2 protein-coding genes and 1 pseudogene are annotated in these 2644 nt (G+C 65.1%); all 3 read right to left on the bottom strand.

Annotated features, from left to right (window positions below; translation table 11 throughout):
• Nucleotides 1-271 (bottom strand): annotated as a pseudogene (locus VFL64_RS06005) (glycine zipper 2TM domain-containing protein); the annotation flags it as partial.
• Nucleotides 272-464: 193 nt separating this feature from the next.
• Entirely contained in the window at nt 465-1817 is a 1353-nt protein-coding gene (locus VFL64_RS06000; RefSeq protein ID WP_489539467.1) for a hypothetical protein, read from the bottom strand.
• A 166-nt stretch (nt 1818-1983) separates the two neighbouring features.
• Nucleotides 1984-2118 carry a hypothetical protein gene (locus VFL64_RS05995; protein ID WP_489539466.1) on the bottom strand — a complete coding sequence of 45 codons (135 nt, stop codon included), beginning with the start codon at nt 2116-2118 and terminating at the stop codon, nt 1984-1986.
• Between the last annotated feature and the right edge of the window lie 526 nt (nt 2119-2644).

Genomic DNA, 2644 nt, shown 5'->3' with positions numbered 1-2644 from the left:
CTTCACGACCGTGCCCGCGGCCGACCTGGTTGCCGATCAGCGCGCCAGCCAGGCCGCCGACCACGGCGCCGCCATAGTCACGCCCGTCACGCCCGCCCGTCGGGCGCGCCTCCGTCACCCAGTCGGTGCGGCATTCCTGGCGTGGGACCGACACGTTCTCGTACTGCGCCTCGACGCCGACGACGCGGGCGCTGTCGGTGTAGGTGTGGGCCTGTGCAGCCGCCGTGACGCTGGCGGCGGCAAGCAGGGCGAAGAGGGCGGGGCGGTTCATGGAAGGCTCCATCGGGTGGGGATGGGCGCATCTTGCGGGGGGGAGGGTGAACCGAAGCTGAACGAGATCGGTGGAGCCGTCGCTACCAAGCGTTGCTCCTGGAAACCGGGAGTTCGGAGCCTCAGGAACGAGCGGGCCAGTCGCCCAATGGCACAAAGGTCACACTGGGTCCTGAGCGTTGTGCAGGCGAAGACTAGAAGCGGTAGGCGAATATCCCTGGGCAGACCTGTTCCGGATTGGTGCTGCACGGTGCGTCGGAGATGCTGGCCCACACCACCACGGCCTGCGCCTTGGCGTTGATCGCCACCTGCGGCCATGCCACCCCCTTGCCGCGCGGCAAGTACTGCTCAGTGCGCCACTGACCATCAACGTATTTGGACACGTACTCGGTGCATGCGCCCACGGATGTCGAGGCGCAACCCTGCCAGGCGACAGCCAGAGTGCCGCCGGGCCCGATAGCACTGGAGTGCAGCCAGGCAAATGGCTGGCTGTTGAGGCGAGCTGGCGCGGTCCATTGGGCCGTGGAGGCGTCCCAGCGGCGCCACACGATGCGGCGCGGCGGTGCCGGATCGCCGGCCAGGTCGGTCTCCGACCAGACTGCGACCAAGCCGGCGTCAGAGCCAGACATCACCGGGCCTTCGACCACATGGGCCGTGCTGTCGTTCATGATCTGGCCATCGACCACAACGTCACAACCCGTCCAGGGTGCGTTGACGTTTCGCCATCCGACGGCCACCTGGCCACGGCCGTACTCGCGGACGAGCACGGGGGCTCCACCGAGGGTGGAGCAATCAGGAATCGAGCTTTGGCTCCAAGCCTCCTTCGTCACGCGGTGAACATCCAAGACGCTGCCATCGGAAACGTCAATCCGTGCAAGGTGAAGACGCTGCTCCTGTGTCGAATCGACTTGCGCCGAGTTGAAAGCCCACCAAACCGACGGAGTCACTCCGGTGGCCGGCATGAACACACCCCACCAGCGGTTCAGGTAGCCCTGCGGGAGTGCCACCTTGACGCCTCGCGCCGTGGCTGACCCGCCCAGCGAGAAGCTGCCATTGGGCACATTTGCCCCCAGTGCAATAGGTCCGTCCAGGCCGCTGATCAAGGCAGCGTCCTGGCCCGTGACCGGCGTGGCCACGCGCGGCGAGACATTCGGGGCCGGCATCGACAAATCGACCAATGCCGACGTCCAGTTCGGCGTGTTTCGTTGCACGGCTGCGAAACGCCTGGCACCCAGCTGCAACGGCTGAAGGTCCGAGTCCAGATCGGCAGACACATAGGCTGCGTTGCGCATGCGCGTGTCGTTGTGCAGATGGGAGGCAACGTGCCACCCCGGCTGGCCACTCGGGGCACGCTCATGCCAGAACACAGTCACCTCGGCTGCCTCATCGATGAAGAGGCCACCCACACGCAGGCAATCCCACGATGGGTCGGTGCAAGCGCCGCCGAGTTCCACCACATTGATGCGCGCCTGCACAAAGACAGGTGTTGGTTCGATGGGCGGCGAATTGCCGGCCCCTCCGCCGCCACCGCAGGCGGCTAGTGGCATGAGCAGCGTCAGGGCAAGGCGAGGCTGAATGAAGTGGCGAAGTGGGAGTTGCTCAAGAAGCAGGGATCTGGAGGGTCGCACGGAAGGAAACGCGGTAGGCGCTGACAGGAGCGCAACGCAGGCGGATACCCGCACGGGTTGCAGAAGATCGATGCCGGCTCTGGTGTCAGGCATCGCAGATGGAGGTTGGCGTGTCGGACGAGCGACTCGAAGCGTAAACGATGTCGGGCTCGACAATGCTCCGCAGGCTGACCCGTGCGGCGGCCAAGCCGATCTCGGGATAGGTCACGAGCGACAGCATGTCCTCGCGGCGCTTCAGGTGGTACCGATGCCGCCACTACTTGCCGCCTTCCGGCCGCACCTCCAGGTACAGCCCTACGCTGTCCTTCAGACGGTACGGCTTGTCGGTGGGCTTGGCACTGCGGATCGTGACGTCGGCAAGGGGAATGGCGGCAAAACCGGGTAGCTGGGTTTCGGGTGGGAGCAGTTACCCGGAAAGTTACCCGCTTTGTGGTCCGGATGTCCATGGATCTACCCGCACGTCCCAGGAAGCAAAAAGGCCCTAGAGCGTTGATTCTCTAGGGATTTTTGGACTGTCTGGGACCCCTGCGGAGGGTCATTTGGTGGTGGGGTGGCGACCGGAATCCAACCGCTTCTTCTTAACAGGTGAGCACTTTTGAGGATCCGCGAAAACTCATGATGGCGCCGGAGCCTCCCAAGCCCAAACGCCGTCGGGCTTGTCACGCCGAAGGACAAGGACACGAAGGGGTCGGCAGGGGGCAAGACCGGACAGCAGCACCAGCCCCGCTATTGGCCATCCGCTCCTG

This window comes from Rhizobacter sp., from assembly GCF_035702065.1.
Taxonomy (GTDB): domain Bacteria; phylum Pseudomonadota; class Gammaproteobacteria; order Burkholderiales; family Burkholderiaceae_C; genus Rhizobacter.
This window is presented reverse-complemented; position numbering and strand designations above follow the sequence as displayed.

Excerpts from the sequence above, each read along its gene's own strand:
- VFL64_RS05995 (WP_489539466.1), bottom strand. The coding sequence starts at position 2,118 with ATGCTGTCGCTCGTGACCTATCCCGAGATCGGCTTGGCCGCCGCACGG.
- VFL64_RS06000 (WP_489539467.1), bottom strand. The coding sequence starts at position 1,817 with ATGCCACTAGCCGCCTGCGGTGGCGGCGGAGGGGCCGGCAATTCGCCG.